The 24,690-nt window shown below is 71.6% G+C and carries 23 protein-coding genes and 1 riboswitch; of the genes, 14 read left to right on the top strand and 9 right to left on the bottom strand.

Features of this window, described 5'->3' with window-relative positions; genetic code table 11:
• Positions 1-142 precede the first annotated feature (142 nt).
• Together OHB09_RS09715 and OHB09_RS09710 are read left to right on the top strand one after the other, a co-directional pair.
• Positions 143-1,129, top strand: coding sequence for an ornithine cyclodeaminase family protein (locus OHB09_RS09715; RefSeq protein WP_319119214.1), 987 nt, complete (start codon positions 143-145; stop codon positions 1,127-1,129).
• A 27-nt stretch (positions 1,130-1,156) separates the two neighbouring features.
• Positions 1,157-2,269 carry a histidinol-phosphate transaminase gene (locus tag OHB09_RS09710; protein ID WP_006137609.1) on the top strand — a complete coding sequence of 371 codons (1,113 nt, stop codon included), beginning with the start codon at positions 1,157-1,159 and terminating at the stop codon, positions 2,267-2,269.
• 27 nt (positions 2,270-2,296) lie between these two features.
• Here the strand turns inward: OHB09_RS09710 and OHB09_RS09705 are convergent, their stop codons facing one another.
• Positions 2,297-2,749, bottom strand: coding sequence for an Lrp/AsnC family transcriptional regulator (locus tag OHB09_RS09705; RefSeq protein WP_167793072.1), 453 nt, complete (start codon positions 2,747-2,749; stop codon positions 2,297-2,299).
• A 155-nt stretch (positions 2,750-2,904) separates the two neighbouring features.
• On the opposite strand from OHB09_RS09705, the gene OHB09_RS09700 reads away from it, so the two are divergent.
• Complete coding sequence (locus OHB09_RS09700; protein WP_328921843.1) at positions 2,905-3,927, top strand: DMT family transporter; 1,023 nt, start codon at positions 2,905-2,907, stop codon at positions 3,925-3,927.
• Between the two features lie 38 nt (positions 3,928-3,965).
• A riboswitch (guanidine-III (ykkC-III) riboswitch) is annotated at positions 3,966-4,028 on the top strand.
• Between the two features lie 14 nt (positions 4,029-4,042).
• Positions 4,043-4,357, top strand: a complete 315-nt coding sequence (locus OHB09_RS09695) for a DMT family transporter (protein ID WP_040893675.1) — start codon at positions 4,043-4,045, stop codon at positions 4,355-4,357.
• A gap of 27 nt (positions 4,358-4,384) precedes the next feature.
• Here OHB09_RS09695 and OHB09_RS09690 read toward each other — a convergent pair whose 3' ends face one another.
• A complete protein-coding gene (locus OHB09_RS09690; RefSeq protein ID WP_328921842.1) occupies positions 4,385-5,230 on the bottom strand; it encodes a serine hydrolase domain-containing protein in 846 nt (281 codons plus the stop codon).
• A gap of 87 nt (positions 5,231-5,317) precedes the next feature.
• Entirely contained in the window at positions 5,318-5,812 is a 495-nt protein-coding gene (locus OHB09_RS09685; protein ID WP_093589592.1) for a GNAT family N-acetyltransferase, read from the bottom strand.
• A 116-nt stretch (positions 5,813-5,928) separates the two neighbouring features.
• Between OHB09_RS09685 and OHB09_RS09680 the strand changes: the two genes are divergently transcribed.
• Positions 5,929-6,483 (top strand): MerR family transcriptional regulator, encoded by a 555-nt coding sequence (locus OHB09_RS09680; RefSeq protein WP_191852983.1) that lies wholly within the window; start codon positions 5,929-5,931, stop codon positions 6,481-6,483.
• On the opposite strand, the gene OHB09_RS09675 is transcribed toward OHB09_RS09680, so the two are convergent.
• The 3 genes from OHB09_RS09675 to OHB09_RS09665 form a co-directional block, all read right to left on the bottom strand.
• Positions 6,431-7,300 carry a DUF4429 domain-containing protein gene (locus OHB09_RS09675; protein WP_245765854.1) on the bottom strand — a complete coding sequence of 290 codons (870 nt, stop codon included), beginning with the start codon at positions 7,298-7,300 and terminating at the stop codon, positions 6,431-6,433. The genes OHB09_RS09680 and OHB09_RS09675 overlap by 53 nt on opposite strands.
• Before the next feature lie 66 nt (positions 7,301-7,366).
• The gene (locus OHB09_RS09670; protein WP_006137616.1) at positions 7,367-8,587 is read right to left on the bottom strand and encodes an alpha/beta hydrolase; all 1,221 of its coding nucleotides are present in this window, start codon (positions 8,585-8,587) and stop codon (positions 7,367-7,369) included.
• Positions 8,588-8,746: 159 nt separating this feature from the next.
• Positions 8,747-9,379, bottom strand: a complete 633-nt coding sequence (locus tag OHB09_RS09665; protein ID WP_006137617.1) for a TetR family transcriptional regulator — start codon at positions 9,377-9,379, stop codon at positions 8,747-8,749.
• Between the two features lie 116 nt (positions 9,380-9,495).
• Between OHB09_RS09665 and OHB09_RS09660 the strand changes: the two genes are divergently transcribed.
• Positions 9,496-11,118 (top strand): MFS transporter, encoded by a 1,623-nt coding sequence (locus OHB09_RS09660; protein WP_040893515.1) that lies wholly within the window; start codon positions 9,496-9,498, stop codon positions 11,116-11,118.
• Positions 11,119-11,435: 317 nt separating this feature from the next.
• Positions 11,436-11,780: a small hydrophobic protein gene (locus OHB09_RS09655; RefSeq protein ID WP_191852981.1), complete on the top strand. Its 345-nt coding sequence runs from the start codon at positions 11,436-11,438 to the stop codon at positions 11,778-11,780.
• A gap of 70 nt (positions 11,781-11,850) precedes the next feature.
• Here the strand turns inward: OHB09_RS09655 and OHB09_RS09650 are convergent, their stop codons facing one another.
• Complete coding sequence (locus tag OHB09_RS09650; protein ID WP_328921841.1) at positions 11,851-14,229, bottom strand: Orn/Lys/Arg family decarboxylase; 2,379 nt, start codon at positions 14,227-14,229, stop codon at positions 11,851-11,853.
• 211 nt (positions 14,230-14,440) lie between these two features.
• On the bottom strand, positions 14,441-17,224 hold the full coding sequence (aceE, locus tag OHB09_RS09645) for a pyruvate dehydrogenase (acetyl-transferring), homodimeric type (protein ID WP_191889972.1): 2,784 nt from the start codon (positions 17,222-17,224) through the stop codon (positions 14,441-14,443).
• A 449-nt stretch (positions 17,225-17,673) separates the two neighbouring features.
• On the opposite strand from aceE, the gene OHB09_RS09640 reads away from it, so the two are divergent.
• From OHB09_RS09640 to OHB09_RS09615, 6 genes are all read left to right on the top strand, one after another.
• A complete protein-coding gene (locus tag OHB09_RS09640) occupies positions 17,674-18,111 on the top strand; it encodes a DUF3052 domain-containing protein (protein WP_006137624.1) in 438 nt (145 codons plus the stop codon).
• Between the two features lie 153 nt (positions 18,112-18,264).
• Positions 18,265-18,723 carry a peroxiredoxin gene (locus OHB09_RS09635; protein ID WP_040893520.1) on the top strand — a complete coding sequence of 153 codons (459 nt, stop codon included), beginning with the start codon at positions 18,265-18,267 and terminating at the stop codon, positions 18,721-18,723.
• 124 nt (positions 18,724-18,847) lie between these two features.
• Entirely contained in the window at positions 18,848-19,423 is a 576-nt protein-coding gene (locus OHB09_RS09630; RefSeq protein ID WP_006137626.1) for a TerD family protein, read from the top strand.
• Between the two features lie 116 nt (positions 19,424-19,539).
• Positions 19,540-20,118, top strand: a complete 579-nt coding sequence (locus OHB09_RS09625) for a TerD family protein (RefSeq protein ID WP_006137627.1) — start codon at positions 19,540-19,542, stop codon at positions 20,116-20,118.
• Positions 20,119-20,302: 184 nt separating this feature from the next.
• Positions 20,303-21,442 (top strand): DUF475 domain-containing protein, encoded by a 1,140-nt coding sequence (locus tag OHB09_RS09620; RefSeq protein WP_006137628.1) that lies wholly within the window; start codon positions 20,303-20,305, stop codon positions 21,440-21,442.
• A gap of 148 nt (positions 21,443-21,590) precedes the next feature.
• Complete coding sequence (locus tag OHB09_RS09615) at positions 21,591-22,337, top strand: TerD family protein (RefSeq protein WP_006137629.1); 747 nt, start codon at positions 21,591-21,593, stop codon at positions 22,335-22,337.
• A 64-nt stretch (positions 22,338-22,401) separates the two neighbouring features.
• Here the strand turns inward: OHB09_RS09615 and OHB09_RS09610 are convergent, their stop codons facing one another.
• Positions 22,402-23,229 (bottom strand): TerD family protein, encoded by an 828-nt coding sequence (locus OHB09_RS09610; RefSeq protein WP_191852978.1) that lies wholly within the window; start codon positions 23,227-23,229, stop codon positions 22,402-22,404.
• A 220-nt stretch (positions 23,230-23,449) separates the two neighbouring features.
• On the opposite strand from OHB09_RS09610, the gene OHB09_RS09605 reads away from it, so the two are divergent.
• Entirely contained in the window at positions 23,450-24,616 is a 1,167-nt protein-coding gene (locus tag OHB09_RS09605) for an HpcH/HpaI aldolase/citrate lyase family protein (protein WP_006137632.1), read from the top strand.
• Positions 24,617-24,690 lie beyond the last annotated feature (74 nt).

Here is a 24,690-nt window from a genome sequence, read left to right as displayed (position 1 = left end):
CGCGTACCCGGCCGGGACGGGGCGGGCCGCCCTCCGCGCTCCCCGTCCCGGCCGTCCCCCGCACGTCCCCGCCGGCCGGGATTCCGCCCGCCGGGATTCCGCACGCCGGGATTCCGTACGCCGAGGAAGGAAGAGCCCCGCCATGCTTCTGATCGACCGCGCCACGGTGCGTCTGGTCTACCCCATGGAACGCGCCACCGAGGTCATGGCCGAGGCCATGCGCCGCTACAGCTCGGGCCTGGTCGACCAGCCGCTGCGCACCATCCTGCGACCGGAGCGCGACAGCGGGCTGCTCGGCACCATGCCGGGCTTCGTGGCCGGTGAGGAACTCAGCGGCTACGGGCTCAAGGCCATGGTCCTCAAGCCGGAGAACCCGGCGCGCGGACTGGACCTGCACATCGGGGTCGTCATGGTCTTCGACCCGGAGACCGGCGCCCCGCTCGCCCTGATGGACGCGGGCGCCGTGACCGCCGTACGGACCGCCGCCGTCTCCGCGGTGGCCACCGACGCGCTGGCCCTGCCCGGGGCCGGCGACCTGGCGATCCTCGGCTCGGGGGCGCAGGCCCGCAGCCACCTGGAGGCCATGGCCGTGGTCCGCGAGCTGCGCCGGGTTCGGGTGTGGAGCCGCACCCCGGCCCACGCCGAGAGCTACCGCGAATGGGCCGCGAAGGAGCCCGGCATCGAGGTGGAGGTCGTGGACACGCCCGCCGCCGCCCTGGCCGGGGCCGACCTCGTGTGCACCACGACCGCCGCCAGGGAGCCCCTCGTCGAGGCCGAGGCCCTCGCCCCGGGCGCCCATGTCAACGCCGCCGGCGCCTCCTTCGTCGACCACCGCGAGCTGTCGGCCGAGGCGGTGGCGCGGGCGGCGTTCTTCGTGGACAGCCGCCAGTCGGCGCTCGCGGAGTCCGGCGACCTGAAGGCACCCCTGGACGCCGGGATGGTCGGCCCCGAGCACATCCTGGCCGAGCTGGGAGAGGTGCTCCTCGGCCGCCATCCCGGCCGTCGCGAGGAGCGGGAGATCACCGTCTACAAGTCGCTCGGACTCGGGGTGCAGGACATCATGTCCGGTTTCGCGATCGCCGAGGCGGCCGCCGCCCAGGGCCTCGGTCTCGCCTGGAACCAGGACTGAAGAGATCCGGAAGGAAGCAGACTCGTCATGAGCCCGACGACCACCGCGCAGACCCCCACCGGCCCCGGCGCCGCCCCGGCGCCCCGGCCGGTCCTCGCCGGCATCCCGGCCTATGTGCCCAAGCCGCCGGCCCCGCCCGCCGAGGGCCCCTCCCACCGGCTGTTCCTCAACGAGAACCCCTACCCGCCGCTGCCCTCCGTGGCGGAGACCCTCGCCCGGGCGGCGACGGAGGCCCACCTCTACCCGACCATCCAGCCCGAGCGGCTCACCCACGCCCTCGCCCGGCGGCTGGACGTGCCGCCCGCCCACCTCGTCACCGGCCCCGGCTCGGTCGGCATCTACCAGCAGATCGGACAGGCCCTGCTGGAGCCGGGCGACGAGGTCGTCTACGCCTGGACCTCCTTCGAGGCGTATCCGATCGTGACGCGGATGGCGGGGGCCGTCCCGGTCGAGGTGCCGCTCGCCGGGGGCGTGCACGACCTGGACGCCATGGCGGCCGCCATCGGCCCCCGGACCAGGGCCGTCCTGCTCTGCGAGCCCAACAACCCCACCGGCACCGCCGTCGGCGCCGCCCGGCTGGAGCGCTTCCTCGACCGGGTGCCCGGCGACGTCCTGGTCGTGCTCGACGAGGCCTACTTCGAGTTCCACCGGTCTCCGGACGCCGCCGACGGCGTCGCGCTGTACCGCGAGCGGCCCAACCTCGTGACGCTGCGCACCTTCTCCAAGGCGTACGGGCTGGCCGGGATGCGCGTGGGGTACGCCGTCGCCCAGGCCCCGATCGCCGAGGCACTGCGCAAGTGCGCCGTGCCGTGCGGGGTGGGACGCCTCGCCGAGGAGGCGGCGCTCACCGCGCTGGAGGTGGAGGGCGAACTCCTGGAGCGGGTGGAGCGGATCGTCGCGGAGCGGGAGCGCACCCGCGAGGCGCTGCTCGGACTGGGCTGGGAGGTGCTGCCCAGCGAGACCAACTTCCTGTGGCTGCCGGCCGGTCGGGACGCGGAGCGGGTGGCGGCCGGGTGGGAGCGGCGCGGCCTGCTGGTGCGGGCCTTCCCGGACGAGGGCCTGCGGGTGACCGTGGGCACCCCGGAGGCGAACGACCTGCTGCTCACGGCGGCCAAGGAGACGGTGCCGCCGGCCCGGTGACCGCGGCCCGCTCCCGGGCCGGCCGTCTCAGGCCGGCCCGACGACCTTCTTGCGCATGTGCCCGTAGACCACCGAGGTGCGCACGTCGGCCAGTTCCGGACGCTTGGTCAGCTTGTCCAGGACCACCGCGTGCAGATGGTCGGTGTCGCGCACGGCGACGTGGATCAGGAAGTCGTCGTTGCCGGTGAGCACGAAGAGCGAGATCACCTCGGGCATCCCCTCCAGGAAGGTCTGGAACGCCTCGATCACCGCGCGCGTCGGAGGGCGGACCCGGACCGCGATCACGGCCTGCAGCCCGCGGCCGATCGCGGCGAGGTCCGCCTCCGCGTGGAACCCGGTCAGGATGCCGCGCTCGCGCAGCGACCGGATCCGCTCCAGACAGGTCGAGGGGGCGATGCCGAGGGCCTGGGCCATGTCCCGGTTGGTGCGCCGACCGTCCTCCTGCAGCATCCGCACCAGTGCCGAATCTAGTTCGTCCATGCACGCCTCACTCTGCCCGGTACCGAAGATAATTCGGAGTGTAGCCGAGCATCACGATTACCTTGTTAGCCTTTTCGGGTATCGACTGATGTTCATTCGGGCGGACCCTGGATGAGGGTGGCGTGCGTGACGGCGGGGAAGAGGGGCGACTTCGGATGCGTGAGCGAGGCGGCGGCGTCGGGGCGGTGTCCGCGGTGGTGGCGGCCGCGCTGTTCTGGAGCAGTTCGTACGCGGTGACCAAACGGGCGCTGGACGACATCGGCCCGCTGACCATAGGCGCGCTGCGCTTCTCCCTGGCCGCGTTACTCCTGGGCCTGGTGATACGGGTGAACCGCAAGCGCCCGGCCCGGCCCGACACCCGTCAGCGACGGCAGCTCTACGTCAGCGGATTCCTCGGCATCACCGTCTACTTCATCCTGGAGAACGTCGGCGTCGACATGTCCACGGCGTCCGACGCCTCGCTCATCGTGGCCACCTACCCGCTGATGACGATGCTGCTCGAACTGGTCGCCCTGCGCGCCCGGATGCCGTGGACGCGGGTGACGGGCGTGCTGCTGGCCACGGTCGGCGCCGTCCTCGTGGTCCGCAGCGGCGCCGAGACCGGCGGCGACTCACGCTGGGTGGGCGACATCCTGCTGCTGCTCGGCGGACTGGCCTGGGCCGGCTACAACGTGCTCGGCAAGCGGGCGAGCGCCGGCCAGAACGCGATGAGCGTCACCTACTACCAGACCCTGGCCGGAGCGGCCGGCTTCCTCCTCGCCTCCCTGCTGGAGGCGGGCGACTGGCGGGTGCCGGACGCGACCGCCTCCGCGCTCGTCGTCTACCTGGCCGTGGCCTGCTCGGTCGGCGGCTTCCTGCTCTACAACTACGGCCTGCGCAGGATGGCCTCGAGCGTCGCCGTCAACATCCTGAACCTGGTCCCGGTCTTCGGCGTCGCCGGCGCGGTGATCATCAACGATGAGTCGATCCGCCTGGTCCAGGCGGCGGGCGGCGTCGTCATCATCCTCGGGGTCGCCCTGGGCATGCTGGAACGCGGCCACCGCACCCCGCCGGGTCCGGAACCCCTCGCCGCGCCCTCGTCCCCGGTGGCGTCCCCGGAGCCCGCCGCGGCACCGGCGCCGCCCGCCCACGCGACCGCGGCACCGGGGGACCGGCGGCCCGCCGACGGCGCCGAGTAGCCCGCGGCGGCCCGGGGCGGCGGTGTGCCACAGTGGGGGCAGAGCCCCCACCGGCTCCTGGACGAGACGCGCCGTACCCAGTCAGGACAAGACGACGCCGGAGGGTGTGGTCGTCGTGGCATGGGTCGTGCTCGTGGTGTCCGGGGTGCTGGAGGCGGTGTGGGCCACCGCGCTGGACAAGTCGCAGGGGCTCGGCCGACTGGTGCCGAGCCTCGTGTTCTTCGCCGGGCTCGGGCTGAGCATGACGGGGCTCGCCTACGCCCTGCGGACCGTGCCCGTGGGCACCGGGTACGCGGTCTGGGTGGGGATCGGGGCGGTGCTCACCGCGGGCTACGCGATGGTCTTCGGCGGTGAGTCCGCCACCCCGGTCAAACTCCTGCTCCTGGCCGGCATCGTGGGATGCGTGGCGGGGTTGAAGATCCTCCATTGACCTCCGTTGACGGACCCCGGGCGGGGGTCAGCCGCGCAGTTCGGTGACGACCGCCTCCGTGAACGGGGGCCACGCCTCGACGGCCCACGGCCCGAAGGCGCGGTCACTCAGGGCCACGCAGGCCGCGCCCGCCGCCGGGTCGACCCACAGGAACGTGCCGGACTGGCCGAAGTGACCGAAGGTACGGGGCGAGGAGGAGGCGCCCGTCCAGTGCGGGGACTTGCCGTCGCGGATCTCGAAGCCCAGGCCCCAGTCGTTGGGGTTCTGATGGCCGTAGCCCGGCAGGACGCCCTTCGTGCCGGGGTACTGGACGGTCGTCGCCTCCGCCACCGTGCGCGGGTCGAGGAGACGGGGGGACTGCAGCTCCGCCGCGAAGCGGGTGAGATCGGCGACGGTGGAGACGCCGTCCTTGGCGGGGGAGCCGGCCAGCGTCGTCGAGGTCATGCCCAGCGGTTCGAGCACCGCCTGGCGCGCGTACTCGGCGAACGGCATGTCCGCCGCCTTCGCCACGTGGTCGCCCAGCGCCTCGAAGCCCGCGTTGGAGTAGAGCCGGCGCTCCCCGGGCGCGGAGGTCGTCCGGGGCTCGTCGAAGGCCAGGCCGGAGGTGTGGGCGAGCAGGTGGCGGACGGTCGCCCCGGGCGGCCCGGCGGGTTCGTCCAGCTCGATCGCGCCCTCCTCGTAGGCGACGAGCACCGCGTACGCCGCGAGCGGCTTGGTCACCGAGGCCAGCGGGAAACGGTGGCCGACCGGGCCGTGCGTGCCGAGCACGGTGCCGTCCGCGCGGACGACGGCCGCCGCGGCCGTCGGCACCGGCCAGGTGTCGATCAGCGTCAGGCTGCGCAAGGAGCTGTGCGGAGAGCTGTGCGAAGACATGCGTACGAGGTTATGCGGAACGTCCACCCGGGCGTTCCTCAGGGGCCGCCCCCCCCGGAGAGGAGGGGGTTCGCCCGGAGCGATGCCTCAGAGGTGCAGTCGCATGCTCGGGTCCGGCTTGCGGACGAAGCCGAGGGAGGCGTAGAGCGGCTCGGCCGCCGCCGAGGCGTTCAGGTCGACCTGCGCGGCGCCCGTCTCCCGGAACCAGTCCAGCAGCGCCTCCATGCACGCCCGCGCGTAGCCGCGCCGGCGCACGGCGGGGTCGGTGGCCACGCTGAAGACGTGCCCGACCCGGCCGTGCGGATTGCCCGCCCTGCCGATCCGGTACTCCATCGTCCCGGCGGCGAGGGCGGCCAGTGTCCCCGGCCGCTCGGGCACGGGATGGTCCACGACGAACGCGGCGAAGCCCTCGCCGGGGGCGGCCAGCCGGGCGCGCAGTGTCGGCAGGGACTCCGCGTGCCAGTCGGCGGGCGGCTTCCCGGGGCCGGCGGGGCCCGCGGGGAAGACGGAGTCGAGCATGATCTGACGCAGGCGCAGCACTTCCTCCGCGTCCTCCGGTTCGGCACGGCGTACGAGGCTCATGGGCCGCACGGTAGTGGGGCGGGTGGGAGCGCGTCGCCGGATTTTCCGCGCCGTTCCGCCACGGCCCGCGTGGGTGACTTGCCTGGAGCGCACTCCAACGTTCTAGCGTGGGCGTCATGACGGTGACGCAGACCACGCGTGTTACCCGCCCCGGCGGTCCCGCGACCGACAGCCGTGCCGCGGCGCCTCCTCCGCACCGGCGGCCCGACGGGCAGGACCAGTACACGATCAGCGAGGTCGCCGCCGTCACCGGCCTCTCGGCGCACACCCTGCGCTGGTACGAGCGGATCGGGCTGATGCCCCACGTGGACCGGTCCCACACCGGGCAGCGGCGGTACAGCAACAAGGACCTGGAATGGCTCGGGTTCGTCGGCAAGCTCCGGCTCACCGGGATGCCGGTGGCCGACATGGTGCGGTACGCCGAACTGGTGCGCGAGGGGGCGCACACCTACGGGGAGCGGTACGCGCTGCTGGAGTCGAGGCGGCGGGACGTGCTGGCGCGCGTCGACGAACTGCGGGACGCCCTCGCCGTCCTCGACCACAAGCTGGCGTTCTACGGGGAGCGGAACGGAAGCGGGCAGGGGCTCCCGCTCCCCGCGGCCACGCCGTGCGCCTCCCCTACAGCTCCGCCAGCAGTTGCGCCTTCTTCGCCGAGAACTCCTCGTCCGTGACGAGGCCCGCCTCGTGGAGTTCGCCCAGGTGGCGGATGCGGTCGGCGATGTCCGCCGGATCGCGGCGGGCGGCGCCCGCCAGGACCGGCTCCGGCGCCGGACCGGCCTTGCGGACCGCCGCCAGCACCGCCGCCGCGAAGGGCAGCGACTCGTGCACCGGGCCGTAGCCCAGGCCGAAGACGACGGCCGCCGGGTCCTGGTCCGGCTGGGCGGCCGACTGTCCGGCCTCGCCGCGCGGCAGCAGCCGCAGATGGCCCTCCAGGATCTCCGGGGAGCGCCATTCCACCCCGCTCAGCGAGCCCACCGGATAGCGCTGGTCGCCCGCCTTCCACTTCGCGGAGGAGGCGCCCGTCCAGGACCAGCGGAAGGACACGGTCGTGCCGTCGAAGGAGGCCTTCCCGTCGTACGCCTTGAAGTGCCGGGGGCCCTCCGGCGGTGCCACGAGGTACTCCTCGGCCGGTGCCGCCCGCTGCCCGGGGTCGTCCGGGAGCAGGGCCCGTATCTCCTCCGCGTAGTACTCGGCGAGCGTCTCGCGCTCGGCGGGGAGCACCAGGCGGTAGGGGTCGCACCCCTCCTTGAGCTGGCCCGCGGCCGCGTCCATCAGTGGATCGGCGCCGGGCCTGGGCTCCACGCTCAGCACCACGGTGCCGCGCCGGCCCGGTGTCAGTGTCACCCCCGCGATCGCTTCCACGGGGACCTCGCGCGTGCCGAGCGCCTGGAACAGCTTCGGCGTACGAATCCCCCGTTCGAAGCGGATGCGCACGGATTCGGACTCGAATTCCCAAGCGGCGTGAAATCCGGTCAGTACGTCACCCATGCGGCTCATCGTATGCGGCATGCGTCCCTCCGTCGCCTCCCCGGGCAGACCGCAATTCCTGCTTCTCTACGCGCGTCCGGCCGTCGTCGCACCGGACAAACCCGCCCGGCATCCGTCGTTGTCGTGGGCGCACGCCACCGTGTCGTACGCCCCTACGCCGATGCCCGCGAAGTTCCGCAGGCTGTCGGTGCCCGGCACGAAGTACCCGGCGTGTCCCCGCGCGCCCCGTGCCGAGAGCACCCGGGCGCCGAAGCCGCCGGAGACCGGGTCGGCGCCGTGGCCGAAGCCGCCGAACTCCAGGTTCGGCACGTCCTGGATCCAGTCGTCGGCGTCCCGCATCGCCCAGACGCGGGCCGAGGTGCCCAGCTTCGCGGCGCTCCCGGCACGCATGCCGGGGCTGCCGGCCACCGCGAGGTCGGAGACCCGCGCGGGCAGGTGGGGGGCGGCCACCCCGCACACCACCGAGCCGTAGCTGTGGCAGTACAGCGCGACGGGCGCGTTCCCGGGCAGCGCCCGCAGCAGGGCGGTGAGCCGGAGTGAGCCGGCCGCCGCGCGCATCGCCGTGGCCGCCTCGATGCCGAGGCCGGCGGGCGCGGTGTAGTCGGCCCAGGCGATGACCGCCGTCCGCGTCCGGCTGTCCGCCGCCCGTTCCGCCGAGTACAGCGCCTTCGCCATGCCGACGGGGGCGGAGTAGGCGCGGTCGTCCTCGCGCTGGAAGGTGAGCAGGTCGGTGTCGACGCCGGGCACGACGAGCGAGATCCGGTCGGCGCGGCGCAGGTCGCCGAAGACCTCGGCGATCCGGCCCGAGCCCGCGGGGTCGAAGGCGAGGATCTGCCGGCCGGGGCGCAGCAGCTCGTCGAAGCGGTGCATGAGCCGGCGCGCCTCCTGATGGCCCACGGCCGAGAGCCGGACGTCGTGCGTCCGTCTCTTCTCCAGCGCGCGCTGCCGGGTGAGCGCGATCCGGTTCGCCGCGTAGCGCAGGTCGACCGGCGCCCCGTTCATGTTGCCCACGGCGAGCGGATAGCGGTGGACGAGTCCGGAGCGCTGGCGGGCGTCGAGGGAGGCGAAGAACCGGGCGAGCCGGGCGGGCGCCGCGTCGTGCTCCGGCAGCCGGTGGCCGGCGAGATGGCCGTGCTCCCAGGCGGAGCGCGAGGACTGCAGTGCCGTGGTGCCCCGGTGGCCGCGCACGGCGGTCCAGCCGGTGGTCGCCAGCATCACGAACACCACGGCCAGCGCGAGGGTCGCACGCCAGACGTTGAGTTGGGGGGAGGTGTCGAAGGAAGTCACTGGGAGGACACACTAGGAGAACGGGACGGTCTCGCGTCGACCGAGTGACGCGTCTCACGTTTCCTGTCGGGAAACTGTGGCATACACGCGTTCGGTGACCGCGTATCAGCTCCCGTGCGGTCCGGCGGTGGCCCCCCGCGGGGGTGGCGCCGCCGCCCGTCACCAACCGCGGGCGAGGGCCGGGGCGATCGCGTCCAGGTGCCGGGTGGTGAGGTCCCGCATCGCGGCCACGGTGAGGTCGCCCCCGGCGGACCAGGTCCGTTCGGTGACGCGCATCACACCGCCGAAGAGTCCGACCGCGACCCGGGGGCGGGGGTCGGTCTCCGGGTCGACGCCCTCGCGGGCGGCGAGGATACGGGCGATCTTCTCCTCCCACTCGATCGACCGGCGCAGGTGGATGGCGAGCAGGGCCGGGGTCTCCCAGATCAACTGGTAGGTCCGCAGGTGCAGTTCCACGGGCACGAGCTGCTCGATCGAGGCCCCGATGCGGTCCCAGCAGGACATCACCGCCTGCCGCATCACCTCCACGGGGGCCTCCTCGGCCGGACGCCGGGCGATCTCCGTGACGTACTGCGACTCGACCATCTCCTGGACGAAGAAGACGATGTCCTCCTTGCCCGCGAAGTAGCGGAAGAAGGTCCGCTGGGAGACGTCGACCGCCTCGGCGATCTCGTCCACGGTCGTCCGCTCGTACCCCCGGGTGGTGAACAGCTCCAGCCCCCGGCGCAGCAGCGCGTCCCGTGTGCGCTGCTTCTTCCGTTCGCGCAGCCCGGGTCGGGTAGCCGTGTCCATGGCGGTCGTCGTCCTTTCCTCGCCCCCCGGAACCAGGGTATCCGGCACTGCTTTGTCAGTGACCGGCATCTCAAAGGGTTTGTCGTTTGTCAGTAGCTGTCACTAGTCTGGCCGTCATGACCAGTCAGTCCACCGTCGACGCGAAGGGGCCCGGCGACAACGGCCCGGACTCGCCGTCCGACTCCGCTCCCGCCACCACCGGCCTGCGCGGCCACCCGTGGCTCACCCTGATATCCGTCGCGATCGGCGTGATGATGGTCGCCCTCGACGGCACCATCGTGGCCATCGCCAATCCCGCGATCGCCAAGGACCTCGACGCCAGCCTGGCCGACGTCCAGTGGATCACCAACGCCTACTTCCTCGCCCTGGCGGTCTCCCTGATCACCGCCGGCAAGCTCGGCGACCGGTTCGGGCACCGGCAGACGTTCCTGATCGGCGTGGTCGGCTTCGCCGCCGCCTCGGGCGCGATCGGGCTGTCCGACAGCATCGCCTTCGTCATCGTCTTCCGCGTCCTGCAGGGCCTGTTCGGCGCGCTGCTGATGCCGGCCGCGCTGGGCCTGCTGCGCGCCACCTTCCCGGCCGAGAAGCTCAACATGGCCATCGGCATCTGGGGCATGGTCATCGGCGCCTCCACCGCGGGCGGCCCGATCCTCGGCGGTGTGCTCGTCGAGCACGTGAGCTGGCAGTCGGTCTTCTTCATCAACGTGCCGGTCGGCGCCGTCGCGCTCGTCCTCGGCCTGCTGATCCTCACCGACCACCGCGCGAAGAACGCGCCGCGCTCCTTCGACGTCCTCGGCATCGTGCTGCTCTCCGCCGCGATGTTCTGCCTGGTCTGGGCGCTCATCAAGGCCCCGGCCTGGGGCTGGGGCGACGGCATGACCTGGACGTTCATCGCCGTCTCGGTGGTCGGCTTCGCCGTGTTCGCCTTCTGGGAGACCAAGGTCTCCGAGCCGCTGATCCCGCTGGCGATGTTCCGTTCGGTGCCGCTGTCGGCGGGTGTGGTGCTGATGGTGCTCATGGCCATCGCGTTCCTCGGCGGCCTGTTCTTCGTCACCTTCTACCTGCAGAACGTGCACGGGATGAGCCCGGTGGACGCCGGCCTGCACCTGCTGCCGCTCACCGGCATGATGATCGTCGGCTCGCCGCTGGCCGGCGTGATGATCACCAAGGTCGGTCCGCGCATCCCGCTGGCCGGCGGCATGGTGTGCACCGCGGTCGCCATGTTCGGCATGTCGCGGCTCGACGAGGGCAGCGGCAGCGGCGTCATGTCGCTGTGGTTCGCGCTGCTCGGCCTCGGGCTCGCGCCGGTCATGGTCGGCGCCACCGAGGTCATCGTCGGCAACGCCCCGCTGGAGCTGTCCGGTGTGGCCGGCGGACTCCAGCAGGCCGCGATGCAGATCGGCGGCAGCCTCGGCACGGCCGTCCTGGGGGCCGTGATGGCCTCCAAGGTCGACAACACCTTCGCCGACAACTGGGCCGAGGCCGAGTTGCCGCCGCTCACGCCCGAGCAGCTCGACCAGGCCTCCGGGGCCGTGCAGCAGGGCATCGCGCCCGTGCAGCCGGGCACCCCGGCCGGCGTCACCGCGAGGATCACCGAGGTCGCGCACGACACGTTCATCTCCGGCATGAGCCTGGCCTGCCTGGTCGCCGCCGGTGTCGCGGCGGTCGCGGTGCTGGTCGCCCTGCTCACCAAGCGGGGGGACAACGCGGAGGCGGGCGCGGGAGCGGCGCACATCTGACGTGAGGTCACGGCGGCCGGTCGGGAGGGTGCGACCGGCCGCCGCGGCATGCGGTTCGCCCGTCCGGGTGAGGAGGGCGAGGTTTCCTTCCCGGCGCGGCACACCGCAGGTCACAGTGGGTCACGTCCTCCGTACGGCCTATGCGCGGCCGGTGGAACGGGGGGCGCGCGGCGGCTCTTCCGGGGCCCGTGCCGCGCGGTCGGAGGGGGACCGCGCGGCACGGGCCCCGGAATCCGCGGTGCGGCGGAGGATTGTGCGCCGAATCGGGGGTACCCGCATGTCAGGCCCGAACTGACCGACAAGTTCTGGGAGTTGATATGGCGGGCTTCGGAAACGGTTCGCGCGCACACCCCCGCTCACGAGGCCGGATGGGGTCCCGCTGGGGGTCCCCCCTGTTCGAGCGAAGCCGAGAACTTGGGGGAGGGCCGGACCGCGCGACCCTCGGGATCGTCGGACTGGTCTGCGCGATCGCCGGATTCTTCGTGCTGGGCATCGTGCTCGGCCCGGTGGCGGTGATCTGCGGCTGGCTCGGCATGGGGCGCAGCTGGGCGGGCTCCCGTCCGGTGCCGGCGCTCGTCGCCCTGGTACTGGGCGCCATTGACACGCTTCTCGCGCTCGTATGGGTCGCGGGAGCGGCGGGACCGGGGGGCGGGCTGTTCTGACCCCCGGGCGAGAGGGAAAGAGGGCCCCCGGCGACGGCGCGCCGGGGGCCCTGCCCTGTGCCCAGGGCGCTCACCCCACCGGCCTGGCGTCCTCCTCGTCCCGCCGTTGCGCCGGTGCCACCGGGCCGGCGGACTCCCGCGGCCCGTCCGGGAGCAGACACTCGATCAGGTAGTCCCCGGTGCCGTCCTCGCGGGTGACCCCGTGGGTCTCGCTGCCGAAGCCGGGGAAGCGGCGGTCGAAGGCCTCCAGCGCGCCCAGATAGCGCAGCAGGGGGCCGTCCTGCGTCCCGACGCCCTCGCCCGGCATGAGGACCGGGATGCCGGGCGGAGTGACCGTGACCATCGCCGCGGCCACCCTGCCGGAGGCGTCCCGCAGCCGGATCCGTTCCGTGCCGCCCCGCACGAGGCGCTGGTAGCAGTGCTGGGGCGGGGCGACCTGCTCGGGGAGCCGGTGGAAGGCCGCGTCCAGCAGGTCGACCAGACGTGCCTCGCGCAGATGCTCGTGCATCTCCCGGCACAGGTCCCGAAGACCGAGCCCCGCGTACCGCGCGGGGTTCCCGGCGACCAGCGCGGGAAGCACCCGGTCCAGCGGCGCGCCCTCGTCGTACAGCTGCTTGAAGTCCATCAGCGCGTCCAGCAGCGTGCCCCACTTGCCCTTGGTGATGCCCATGGAGAACAGCACCAGCGTGGTGTAGCTGTCGGTCTTCTCCACGACGATGCCGCGGGTGGCCAGATAGGCGGTGAGCACCCGCGCCGGGACGCCCCACTCGGACACGGCGCCCCTCGCGTCGAGCCCCGGGCAGGTCAGGGTGACCTTGATCGGGTCGAGCATGCAGTAACCGTCCGTCAGTCCGGGGAAGCCGTGCCAGTCCGCGCCGGGCGCCAGGTGCCAGCAGGACGGCTCGGTCGTCAGCAGCTCCGCGGGGGCCTCGTCGAAGCGCAGGAGTGCCCCGCTCACCGGATCGGTCACCTCGTCCGGCTGCCACACCCCGAAGAACCAGGGCGGCCGGTCCCCGGCGGCCTCGATCCGCCGCCCGATCCGCACCATCTCCTGGCGGAAGCGGACCGCCTCCGCCACCGCCTCGTCGAGGAGCCACCGTCCCCGGGGGCCGTCCATCATGGCCGTGGCCACGTCCAGGGAGGCGATCATCGGATACAGCGGGGAGGTCGTGCCGTGCATCATCAGCGCCTCGTTGAACCGCTCGTGTCCCACCGGCGCCCGCGGCGCGGACCGGACGTGCACCATGGCGCCCTGCGACAGCGCCGCAAGCAGTTTGTGCGTGGACTGGGTCGCGAACACCGTCGGCCGGTCGGGCCCGGGGAAGGTCTCCTCGTCGACCGACATGCCGTAGCGGCCGGCGTAGAGCGGATGGAAGCGGGCGTAGGCGAACCACGCCTCGTCGAAGTGGAGCCGGGGCGTGCTGGGCGCGAACGCCCGGGCGACCGCCACCGCGTCGTAACACAGGCCGTCGTACGTGGAGTTGGTGAACACCGCGTACTGGGCGCGCGGGGACACCGCGCCCGCCGTGAGGGAGCCGGCGGCGATCCGCTCCGCGACCGCCCCGGCCGCGATGCCGGCGGGCGGCAGCGGTCCGGCGAGGCCGTAGCCGTTGCGGGTGGGGACGAGGTAGACCGGACGGGCGCCCGAGACGACGAGACCGTGCAGGACCGACTTGTGGCAGTTGCGGTCCACCAGGGCGATCTCGTCGCGGGTCGCGCTGAAGTGGCCGACCAGGCGGTTGCAGGTGGAGTCGCCGTGCAGGACGAAATAGCTGCGCTCGGAGCCGAAGACCCGCGCGGCGTTGCGCTCCGCCTCGCCGATCGGCCCGGTGTGCTCGAACAGCGAACCGAGTTCCTCCACCGAGATCGACAGGTCGCTGCGCAGCAGTCGTTCCCCGAAGTAGTCGTGGAAGGCCCGGCCCACCGGTGACTTCAGGAAGGCGACGCCTCCGGAGTGCGCCGGGGTGTGCCAGGAGTACTCGTGCGCGTCCTGGAAGCGCCGCAGCGCCTTGAAGAACGGCGGGAGCAGGGCTTCCTGGTAGGCCCGCGCGGCGGTGGCGACCCGCCCCGCGAGGAAGGCCGGGGTGTCCTCCAGCGGCCACACGTAGCCCACCACGGACTGCGAGACCCACAGCGGCAGCTCGCGCAGCCCCTCGTCCGCCATGACCAGGAACACCGGCAGGTCCTGGAGGCGGCGGCCGATCCCGCGCAGCACCGCGGCGCCGCCCGGTTCCTCCGTGCCGCCGGGCGGGAGGTCCCAGGCGACCATCGCGGCGGCCAGCCCCGCCTCCGTCCTGAGCACCGCCTCGGCGTCCGGGGCGCTCGCCGCCCACCGGACCCGCAGGCCGCGTTCCCGGAGCTCCTCCGCGATGCGCGCGAGCTGCCCGGCGGTGGCGCCCCCGTCGTCCGGACGCTCCGCCACCGCCATCAGTACCGTGCCGTCGGCCATCCCGCCCCCTTCCCTCCGGCGGCCCGCGCCGCCCCCCGGCCAGTGTTCGCGGGGCCCGCCCGCGCACGCGGCCGGAGGCCGGCGTAACCACCCCTTCGAAGGGCGGTGGGGGACCGGCCGTTGACGCGGCGGACGGCGCCGGACACGCGCCGGGCCGCCCGCGCGGGAAGCGCGGGCGGCCCGGTGGTGTGCCCGGTGACCGGTGGTGGGGCTACGCGTCGCCCCCGGCGACGCCCGGGTCGGCCGCGGAGGCGTCGAGGAGCCGGTAGCGGTCGATGGCCTGCTTCAGCGCCGAACGGTCCACCCGCCCCTGCTTGGCCAGTTCCGTCAGGACCGCCAGGACGATCGACTGCGCGTCGATGTGGAAGAACCGCCGCGCCGCGCCCCGCGTGTCCGCGAAGCCGAAGCCGTCCGCGCCCAGGGAGGTGTACGGCCCCGGCACCCAGCGCGCGATCTGGTCCGGAACCGACCGCATCCAGTCGGAGACGGCCACGAACGGCCCCTCCGCCCCGCTCAGCCTCCGCGTCACCCACGGCATCCGCTGCTCCTCCTCCGGATGCAGCAGGTTGTGCTCCTCGGCCGCCACCGCCTCGCGCCGCAGCTCGTTCCAGGAGGTCGCCGACCACACGTCCGCCCGTACGTTCCACTCCTCGGCGAGGATCCGCTGCGCCTCCAGCGCCCACGGCACCGCGACGCCCGAGGCCATGATCTGCGCCGGGATCTCGCCCGCCGAGCCCGCCGCGATCCGGTGCACGCCCTTGAGGATGCCCTCGACGTCCACGTCCGCCGGCTCGGCCGGGTGCTGGATGGGCTCGTTGTAGACGGTGAGGTAGTAGAAGACGTCCTCGCCGTGCGGGTGCTCCTCACCGGCGCCGTACATCCGGCGCAGCCCGTCCTGCACGATGTGCGCGATCTCGTACCCGTACGCCGGGTCGTAGGCCACGCAGGCCGGGTTGGCCGAGGCGAGGAGCTGGGAGTGGCCGTCCGCGTGCTGCAGCCCCTCACCGGTCAGGGTCGTGCGGCCGGCGGTCGCGCCCAGGACGAAACCGCGCGCGAGCTGGTCGGCCATCTGCCAGAACTGGTCGCCGGTGCGCTGGAAACCGAACATCGAATAGAAGACGTAGACCGGGATCAGCGGCTCGCCGTGGGTGGCGTAGGCCGAGCCGGCCGCGATCAGCGAGGCCGTGCAGCCGGCCTCCGAGATGCCGTCGTGCAGCATCTGGCCGGTGGGCGACTCCTTGTAGGCGAGCAGCAGCTCACGGTCCACCGACTCGTACTGCTGACCGAGCGGGTTGTAGATCTTTGCGCTCGGGAAGAACGAGTCCATGCCGAAGGTGCGGTACTCGTCCGGCGCGATCAGCACGAACCGCCTGCCGATCTCCTTGTCCCGCATGAGGTCCTTCAGGAGCCGCACGAAGGCCATCGTCGTCGCGATGGACTGCTGCCCCGAACCCTTCTTGACCGTCGCGTACGTCTTGTCCTCGGGCAGCGGGAGCGGCTTGGAGCGCACGATCCGGGTGGGCACGTAGCCGCCGCAGCTCCGGCGGCGGTCGTGCATGTACTGGATCTCCTCCGAGTTCCGGCCCGGGTGGTAGTACGGCGGCGCGCCGGACTCCAGCTCCTTGTCGGAGATCGGCAGGTGCAGGCGGTCGCGGAAGCGCTTGAGGTCGTCGACCGTCAGCTTCTTCATCTGGTGCGTGGCGTTGCGGCCCTCGAAGTTCGGGCCCAGCGTCCAGCCCTTGATCGTCTTGGCGAGGATCACCGTGGGCTGGCCCTTGTGCTCCTTGGCCGCCTTGAAGGCCGCGTAGATCTTGCGGTGGTCGTGACCACCGCGCCCCAGGTGCAGGATCTGGTCGTCGGTCATGTTCTCGACCATCGCGCGCAGCCGGTGGTCGTCGCCGAAGAAGTGCTCGCGGATGTAGGCGCCGGACTCCGTGGCGTACGTCTGGAACTGGCCGTCCGGTGTCGTGTTCATCCGGTTGACCAGCACGCCGTCGCGGTCCTGGGCCAGCAGCGGGTCCCAGGAGCGGTCCCAGACCAGCTTGATGACGTTCCAGCCCGCGCCCCGGAAGACCGACTCCAGCTCCTGGATGATCTTGCCGTTGCCGCGCACCGGGCCGTCGAGCCGCTGGAGGTTGCAGTTGACGACGAAGGTCAGGTTGTCCAGGTTCTCGCGGGCGGCGATGGAGAGCTGGCCGAGCGACTCCGGCTCGTCCATCTCGCCGTCGCCGAGGAAGGCCCACACGTGCGAGTCGGAGGTGTCCGCGATGCCGCGCGCCTCCATGTAGCGGTTCATCCGCGCCTGGAAGATCGCGCCGAGCGGGCCGAGGCCCATCGACACGGTCGGGAACTCCCAGAAGTCCGGCATGGACCGCGGGTGCGGGTAGGAGGAGAGGCCGTCGGGGTACTTCGACTTCTCCTGCCGGAACCCGTCGAGCTGCGCCTCGCTGAGCCGGTCCAGCAGGAAGGCGCGGGCGTAGATGCCGGGGGAGGCGTGCCCCTGGAAGAAGATCTGGTCGCCGCCCCTGCCTCCCCCACTCTCGGCTCCGCTCGAGCGGGAGGTGCCCCCATCCTTGCCGCGGAAGAAGTGGTTGAAGCCCACGTCGTACAGGGACGCGGAGGAGGCGAAGGTGGCGATGTGGCCGCCGACCCCGATGCCGGGGCGCTGGGCCCGGGAGACCATGACCGCGGCGTTCCACCGGGTGGCGTTGAGGATCTTGCGCTCGATCTCCTCGTTGCCGGGGAAGAACGGCTCGCTCTTGGTGGGGATGGTGTTGACGTAGTCCGTACTGCGCATCTCGGGCACGGCCACACGCTTGGCGCGGGCGCGCTCGATCAGCCGGAGCATCAGGTAGCGGGCGCGCTCACGGCCGCGCTCGTCGACCGCGGCGTCCAGCGAGTCGAGCCACTCCTGGGTCTCTTCGGGATCGAAGTCGGGAACCTGACTGGGAAGGCCGCCAATGATGATCGGATTGCGATCGGATGCGGAAGCCACGCTGTTCCTTCGCTCTCTGGGGGCTGTGGGAAGCTGCACAACTGCGCCTTGGGCACCGTTCCCCATCGTGTACCTCGGATCCGGAAACTTCATCTTTACCGACTGGTAACCGGCGCGCGGGCGCGGCCCTGTTGGGCCTGGTCCGGGGCGAGACCACCCCAATCGCAACGATACGCCCGGGGTGTTACGCGTTACGCAAAACCGTTCGAGTCCCGTAGGCTCGAAGGAATCCGAAACGGGTGAACGGGGCAAAACGGTGTGGCGCACATCACTCCGGGCCGCTCTTCCGCGGCTGGGGTTGCGGCGACACCGCCGGGATCGTCACCGTTTCGGCGGTCCGGACGGCCGGGTACTTGCGCGATCCGTCCCGCCCGTGTGGACTACCGCCAATGCCTCGCGCACGCGCGAGGCCCCGAGACATCTTTCGCAACATGATCAGGAGGCAACCCGTGAGCGCGACCGCGGACCACGCGGAGGAGCGGACGAACCCTGCCGCGAGGCTGGGGTTCCAGCCCGAGCAGGTGGTCCAGGAACTGGGCTTCGACGACGACGTCGACCAGGAGCTCCGCGAGGCCATTCAGGAAGTGATCGGCCAGGACCTCGTCGATGAGGAATACGACGACGTGGCCGACGCCGTGGTGCTGTGGTTCCGAGACGACGACGGCGACCTGACGGATGCGCTGGTGGATGCCACCACGTACATCGAAGAGGGCGGCTCGATCCTGCTGCTGACGCCGAAGACGGGGCGCGACGGCTACGTCGAGCCCAGCGAGATCTCCGAGGCGTCGACGACCGCCGGACTGTCGGCCTCCAAGAGCGTCAGCGTCGGCAAGGACTGGAGCGGCAGCCGGCTGGTGACGCCGAAGGCGGCCAAGTCCAAGAGGTGACCACGCCGTCGTCACCGCACTGAGCAGTGCGTGTGCCCCCGGACGCCCAGGGCGTCCGGGGGCACACGTGTCGGGGGGCCCGGTCCCGCCCGAAGATCGCTGCGTAGGGTGGAGAACACCCCGAACAGCCCTACGAAGGGACGCAGCGACATCATGGCCCTCCAGGTCGGCGACAAGGCCCCCGACTTCGCGCTCCAGGACAACCACGGCGCCACCGTCCGTCTCTCGGACTTCCGCGGCGAGAAGAACGTCGTGCTGCTCTTCTACCCCTTCGCCTTCACCGGCGTCTGCACCGGCGAGCTGTGCGCCCTGCGCGACAACCTGCCCAAGTTCGTGAACGAGGACACCCAGCTCCTCGCCGTCTCCAACGACTCCATCCACACCCTGCGGGTCTTCGCCGAGCAGGAGGGCTTCGAGTACCCCCTGCTCTCCGACTTCTGGCCGCACGGCGAGACCTCGCGCGCCTACGGCGTCTTCGCCGAGGACAAGGGCTGCGCCGTCCGGGGGACCTTCGTCATCGACAAGGAGGGCGTCGTGCGCTGGACCGTGGTCAACGCACTGCCCGACGCCCGGGACCTCGACGAGTACGTCAAGGCGCTCGACACCCTGTGACCGATCGGGTTCAGCCTCTACGAGGGGCGGGAACCCGTCACTAGGATCCAAGCGTTGATCCGGTACATCCGAAACATCCGACGCATGACGGGGCTCCCCGCCCCTGAAGACAATGGGAGGACCCGTGGGAGTCAGCCTCAGCAAGGGCGGCAACGTTTCGCTGACCAAGGAGGCCCCCGGCCTGACCGCGGTCATCGTCGGTCTGGGGTGGGACGTGCGCACCACCACCGGCACCGACTTCGACCTCGACGCCAGCGCGCTGCTGCTGAACGCGGAGGGCAAGGTCGCCAACGACCAGAACTTCGTCTTCTTCAACAACCTCAAGAGCCCGGACGGCTCGGTGGAGCACACCGGTGACAACATCACCGGTGAGGGCGAGGGTGACGACGAGCAGATCAAGATCAACCTCGCCGCCGTCCCCGCCGACGTGGACAAGATCGTCTTCCCGGTCTCGATCTACGACGCCGAGAACCGCCAGCAGTCCTTCGGTCAGGTCCGCAACGCCTTCATCCGCGTCGTGAACCAGGCCGGCGAGCAGGAGATCGCCCGCTACGACCTGAGCGAGGACGCCTCCACCGAGACCGCGATGGTCTTCGGCGAGCTGTACCGCAACGGGGCGGAGTGGAAGTTCCGCGCCATCGGCCAGGGCTACGCCTCGGGCCTGCGCGGCATCGCCCAGGACTTCGGCGTCAACGTCTGACCCCGACGGGCGTCAACGCCCGGGGCACGAAGTGACAACCGTCCGGCGTCGCACCGTTTGCGTGCGGCGCCGGACGCGCAGTACATCCAGGAAGCAACACATCGGGGAGGAGCATCATGGGCGTCACACTCGCCAAGGGAGGCAATGTCTCCCTCTCCAAGGCGGCACCGAACCTCACCCAGGTGATGATCGGGCTCGGCTGGGACGCGCGCTCGACCACCGGGGCCCCCTTCGACCTGGACGCCAGCGCCCTGCTGTGCGGCGCCGACAACCGGGTCATGGGCGACGAGTGGTTCGTGTTCTACAACCAGCTCAAGAGCCCGGACGGCTCGGTCGAGCACACCGGCGACAACCTCACCGGTGAGGGCGAGGGTGACGACGAGTCGCTGCTGATCGACCTCTCCAAGGTGCCGGCCCGGTGCGAGAAGATCGTCTTCCCGGTCTCGATCCACATGGCCGACGAGCGCGGCCAGACCTTCGGGCAGGTCAGCAACGCCTTCATCCGGGTCGTCAACCAGGCCGACGGCCAGGAACTGGCCCGCTACGACCTCAGCGAGGACGCCTCCACGGAGACCGCCATGATCTTCGGTGAGGTCTACCGGTACGGCGGCGAGTGGAAGTTCCGCGCCGTCGGCCAGGGCTACGCCTCGGGCCTGCGCGGGATCGCGCTGGACTTCGGCGTCAACGTCTCCTGAGGGGTTCGCGGGGCCTGATGCCGTTCCCGGAGGGCACAAGGAACACCGGAGTCACCGGGGGCGTATCGAAGCCCGCACGGCCGGCTGGAGGGCGAGCACTCTAGACTCCGTGGTCAACGTTCAGTAAAGCCGAGTACGGCGCGGGGGAGACCCGTACACATCACGAGTCACGATTGGGTAGCCAGTGCTTCTGAAAACCTTCGGCTGGTCGTTCGCGATCACCGCACTCGGCCTGGTGGCGGCCGTTTTCTACGACGGATGGACCGGGTTCGGGATCGTCGCCATCCTGGCCGTTCTGGAGATCTCGCTCTCCTTCGACAACGCGGTCGTCAACGCCGGCGTGCTGAAGAAGATGAATGCCTTCTGGCAGAAGATCTTCCTCACGATCGGCGTGCTGATCGCCGTCTTCGGCATGCGGCTGGTCTTTCCCGTCGTGATCGTCGCGATCACCGCGAAACTCAATCCGTGGGACGCGGTCGACCTCGCGTTCTCCGACAAGGAGCGCTACCAGCAACTGGTCACGGACGCGCACCCGGCGATCGCCGCGTTCGGTGGCATGTTCCTGTTGATGATCTTCCTCGACTTCATCTTCGAGGACCGTGACATCAAGTGGCTCGCCTGGCTGGAGCGGCCGCTGGCCAAGCTCGGCAAGGTCGACATGCTCTCGGTCTGCATCGCGCTGATCGCCCTGCTCATCTCCTCCATGACGGTCGCCGCCCACGCCCACCAGCACGGCGGTGTCCACGTCGACAAGGGGCAGACGGTCCTGCTCTCCGGTATCGCGGGTCTGATCACCTACATGATCGTCGGCGGTCTCTCCGGGTATTTCGAGGACCGCCTGGAGGAGCAAGAGGAACGCGAGCACGAGGAGGAGGAAGCGGCCGAGCGGTCCGGCAGGAAGAAATCGCCGGTGCTGCTGGCCGGCCAGGCCGCGTTCTTCATGTTCCTCTACCTCGAGGTCCTGGACGCCTCCTTCTCCTTCGACGGCGTGATCGGCGCCTTCGCCATCACCAACGACATCGTGATGATGGCGCTGGGCCTGGGCATCGGCGCGATGTACGTCCGTTCGCTCACGGTCTACCTGGTCCGCCAGGGCACCCTCGACGACTACGTCTACCTGGAGCACGGCGCCCACTACGCGATCGGCGCCCTGGCCGTGATCCTCCTGGTCACCATCCAGTACGAGATCAACGAGGTCATCACCGGCCTCGTCGGCGTCGTGCTGATCGCCTGGTCCTTCTGGTCCTCGGTCCGCCGCAACCGGGCCCTCGCCGCCGAGGGCGGTGGCAGCGGGACGAGGGACGAGGTGTCCTCCGGCGTCTGACCGGCGGCTCTTCACGGGGCGGGTCCGGCCGTGCGCCGGGCCCGCCCCCAGTGCTTCCGCCGGTACGGCGGCGGGGGTGTGACGCGGCGCCCCGTGAGGAACGCTTCGTCTGTATGTCCGGTGAACGTGTCACGCGTGGGGGCGGGTAATGGGGTTCTTCGACGGTCTGCTGGGCGCCCGGGCGGCCCAGTTCGACTCCGGCAGCGCGGCCAGCAACGCCATCGAACTGACCAAGCGGCACCACACGATCTCCCTGACCAAGCAGGGCGCGGCCACCGGGCACCTGCGGGTCAACCTGTCCTGGCGGATGCGCACCTCCGACATCGGCGCGCCCCAGCGCGGCAGCCTGCTGCGGCACCCGCTGCGGATGTTCACCCCCGAGGTGGTGCAGGCGCACACCATGAGCATGGTGAACGTCGACCTCGACCTGGGCTGCCTGTACGAGCTCGCGGACGGCTCCAAGGGCGTGGTGCAGCCGCTGGGCGGCTTCTTCGGAGAACTCAACGCCCCGCCGTACGTGAAGCTGAGCGGGGACGACCGCTTCGGCTCGGGCTCCGGCGAGGACATCTACGTCAACCTCGACCACCGGGACGACATCAAACGACTGCTGATCTTCGTCTACATCTACGACCAGACGCCGGCGTTCGACCGTACGCACGCCGTGGTGACCCTGTACCCGAGCAACGGGCCGAGGGTCGAGATCGGCCTCGACGAACGCGCCCCGCAGGCCCGGTCCTGCGCGGTGGTGCTCATCGAGAACGTGAAGGGCGAGCTGATGGTCCGCCGCGAGGTGAAGTTCGTCTACGGCTTCCAGGCGGAACTGGACCGGCTCTTCGGCTGGGGCCTCCAATGGGGCCGCGGCTACAAGTCCCGGGCGGACCGGGGGGCCATGTAGGGCAGGGCAGTGCAGGGCCGTGCAGGGAGGTGCCCCCGGCGCCCCCCGGGGCCCTCCCGGCGCCTCAGCGGCCGAGGAACTGCGGTCCCTGCGGCGGCAACTGGAAGTCGGGATCCGGCGCGGCCGACGCGGCCGGGGCCACCGGGTGGCCGTGGGCGGGCGCCGGCATGCCCGCCGTCTGCGGCTGCGGATAGCCGTACGCGGGCTGCGCCACCGGCTCCGTGGGTGCCGCCGGCGGATATCCGTAGGCCGGCTGCTGCTGCGCCATTCCCGCCGTCTGCTGCGCGGCCACCGGCGGTTGCTCGGGCGGCAGCGGCGCCGAGGCCGGCTCCGGCCGGGACGGCTGCTCGGAATCGTCCACCGAGATGCCGAAGTCGTTCGCCAGGCCCTTCAGGCCGTTCGAGTAGCCCTCACCGAGCGCCCGGAACTTCCAGGCGTCCCCCCGCCGGTACAGCTCCCCGCAGATCAGCGCCGTCTCCTGTCCGGTCTCCGGCTTGATCTCGAAGTACGTCAGGGGCTCCGCGCCCGCCGCGCCCGCGTCGTACAGCACGATGCACAGGGCCTGCACCTGTTCGAACGGGACGTCGTCCGCGGACGCCACCAGCAGCACGCGCCCCACGTCGCCCTCGACGCCGGCGAGGTCCGTCTGGATCGAGTCGGTCATCCCCTCGGGCTCGCGCTTCTTGCCCAGCAGCCGGACCGCCCCCGAGGGGTGCCGGGGCTGGTTGTAGAAGACGAAGTCCTCGTCCGAGCGCACCCGTCCCTCGGGGCCGAGCAGCAGCGCGGAGGCGTCCACCTCGGGGGAGCCCTGCCCGGGCGCCCAGCGCAGTACGGCCCGTACCGCCGTGGCCTCCAGCGGGACGTTCGACCCCTTCAGCATCGCGTGCGTCATGCGGTCATCCTGCCTTCTCGGTCCTGCTCACGACAACGCGGGGCAGGGGTCGGCGAGGGTTGCCCACCCGGTTCACGGGATACCCGGCAGGGTGGTGTGGACACGCACGACACGTCCGGGTCACCGGGACTTCACACCCTGAGGGAACTGCGGACACACGTCCGTACGTACTATTACCGGCCACCTGTTTTCCGGCCGATCGGCACCACGGGGGAGTCTTATGCGTCATTTCGGGCACATCGCTCCGGAGCAGCGGCGTCACCTGTTCCACCGGGAGCCCGCCGAGTTCACCGCCGACTCCCCGGCCCGGCTGCTCTCCGCGGCCCTGGGCGCCACCCTCTACAGCCCCGCGACCCGCCCGCGGCTGGCCGAGGACGTCGTCAAGCAGGCCGCGCGCGGGGTCGTCTCCATGGTGCTGTGCCTGGAGGACTCCATCGACGACGCCGAGGTCGTGGACGCCGAGGCCAACCTCGTCCGCCAGTTCGCCGAGCTGGCCGCGCTCGACGAGGCCGCCCTGCCGCTGCTGTTCATCCGGGTCCGCACCCCCGGGCAGATACCGGACCTGGCGCGGCGCCTCGGCCCGGCCGTCCGGCTGCTGTCCGGTTTCGTCCTGCCCAAGTTCACCGAGGAGCGCGGCATCCCCTTCCTGGAGGGGCTCTCCGAGGCCGAGGCGGCGAGTGGACGGCGGCTGTTCGCCATGCCGGTGCTGGAGTCCCCCGAACTGCTCCACCTGGAGACGCGGGCCGCCGCACTGGACGGCATCTTCCGCACCGTCGACAAGTACCGCGACCGGGTCCTCGCGCTGCGCCTCGGCGTGACCGACTTCTGCTCCGCCTACGGGCTGCGCCGCGCCCCCGACATGACCGCGTACGACGTCCAGGTCGTCGCCTCCGTCATCGCCGACGTCGTCAACGTGCTGGGCCGGTCCGACGGCACCGGGTTCACCGTGACCGGGCCGGTGTGGGAGTACTTCCGGGTGCAGGAGCGGATGTTCAAGCCGCTGCTGCGCCAGAGCCCCTTCCAGGAGGGCCGGGCGGTGGAACTGCGCCAGGCGCTGCTCGAGCACCGGATGGACGGACTGCTGCGCGAGATCTCCCTCGACCAGGCCAACGGCCTGCTCGGCAAGACCTGCATCCACCCCTCCCACGTGACGCCCGTGCACGCTTTGTCGGTCGTCAGCCACGAGGAGTACTGCGACGCCCAGGACATCCTGCGGCCGGAACGCGGCGGTGGGGGTGTGCTCAGGTCCGCGTACACGAACAAGATGAACGAGGTGAAGCCGCACCGGGCCTGGGCGGAGCGGACCCTGCTGCGGGCGGAGGCCTTCGGGGTGGCGGGCGAGGACGTGGGCTTCGTCGAGCTGCTGGCGGCGGGGCTGCACGGCTGAGGAGAGGCCGGCCCCCCGGGAAGGACGTCCCCGGAGCCGACGGCCCCCCGGACCGCCCACGACCGCCCACGACC

This window comes from Streptomyces griseoaurantiacus (assembly GCF_036189845.1).
Lineage (GTDB): Bacteria > Actinomycetota > Actinomycetes > Streptomycetales > Streptomycetaceae > Streptomyces > Streptomyces griseoaurantiacus.
This window is presented reverse-complemented; position numbering and strand designations above follow the sequence as displayed.